The following is a 1318-nucleotide window of genomic DNA, read 5'->3' as shown; positions in this document are numbered from 1 at the left end:
GGCAGGGGCAGAGGGAATCGAACCCCCAACCTTCGGTTTTGGAGACCGACGCTCTGCCAGTTGAGCTATACCCCTAAAATAGCAGCAGGGTCATATGACTGACCCCTAACGCGATCCAAATACGCTTAAGTGATAATTTTAGCCACTACACCGGCACCAACAGTACGACCACCTTCTCGAATTGCAAAACGCAATCCTTCTTCCATAGCAATTGGATGAATTAACTTCACTGTGATCGAGACATTATCACCAGGCATAACCATTTCTTTATCAACAGGTAGTTCAATCGAACCAGTTACGTCTGTTGTACGGAAATAGAATTGTGGACGATAATTATTAAAGAAAGGTGTGTGACGACCACCCTCATCCTTGCCTAAAACATAAATCTCTGCTGTGAAGTGATTATGCGGTGTAATTGACCCTGGCTTAGATAACACTTGGCCACGCTGAACATCTTCCCGCTTCGTACCACGCAACAAAATACCCACATTATCGCCTGCTTGACCCTGATCAAGCAATTTACGAAACATTTCAACACCCGTACAGGTCGTTTTAACTGTATCCGTAATGCCAACAATTTCGATTTCTTCTCCGACCTTAATGACTCCACGTTCAACGCGACCTGTTACCACAGTACCACGACCAGAAATTGAAAATACATCTTCAACTGGCATCAAGAAAGTGCCGTCAACAGCACGCTCAGGCGTTGGAATGTATGTGTCCAACGCTTCTGCTAGAGCTAAAATAGCGCTTTCGCCTAGCTCGCTCTTATCACCTTCTAATGCCAGCTTGGCTGAACCCTTGATGATCGGAAGATCGTCGCCCGGGAAGTCGTATTTGGATAGAAGTTCACGAACTTCCATTTCAACAAGCTCCAGCAATTCAACATCATCAACCATGTCGCACTTATTCATGAATACGACAATGTATGGGACGCCAACTTGACGAGCCAATAGGATATGCTCACGCGTTTGCGGCATTGGACCATCAGCAGCCGAACAAACGAGAATGGCGCCGTCCATCTGAGCAGCACCAGTGATCATGTTCTTCACATAGTCGGCGTGACCAGGACAGTCAACGTGAGCATAATGACGGTTAGACGTTTCGTACTCAACGTGAGCGGTATTAATAGTGATACCACGCGCTTTTTCTTCCGGCGCCGCATCAATCTCGTCGTACTTCTTGGCTTGGCCACCAAATTTGGCTGATAGCACTGTTGCGATCGCGGCCGTCAGGGTCGTCTTCCCATGGTCGACATGACCAATGGTACCAACGTTCACGTGCGGCTTAGTCCGCTCGAACTTTTCCTTTGCCATTT

1 protein-coding gene and 1 tRNA gene are annotated in these 1318 nt (G+C 47.4%); both read right to left on the bottom strand.

Annotated features, from left to right (window positions below; all coding sequences use genetic code 11):
- Positions 1-2 precede the first annotated feature (2 nt).
- Positions 3-75: transfer RNA gene (locus BZL35_RS04975), tRNA-Trp, on the bottom strand.
- Between the two features lie 50 nt (positions 76-125).
- The gene (gene tuf / locus BZL35_RS04970; RefSeq protein ID WP_106183153.1) at positions 126-1316 is read right to left on the bottom strand and encodes an elongation factor Tu; all 1191 of its coding nucleotides are present in this window, start codon (positions 1314-1316) and stop codon (positions 126-128) included.
- Positions 1317-1318: the final 2 nt, after the last annotated feature.

The sequence above is a fragment of the Candidatus Pandoraea novymonadis genome, from assembly GCF_003004665.1.
GTDB lineage: Bacteria > Pseudomonadota > Gammaproteobacteria > Burkholderiales > Burkholderiaceae > Pandoraea > Pandoraea novymonadis.
This window is presented reverse-complemented; position numbering and strand designations above follow the sequence as displayed.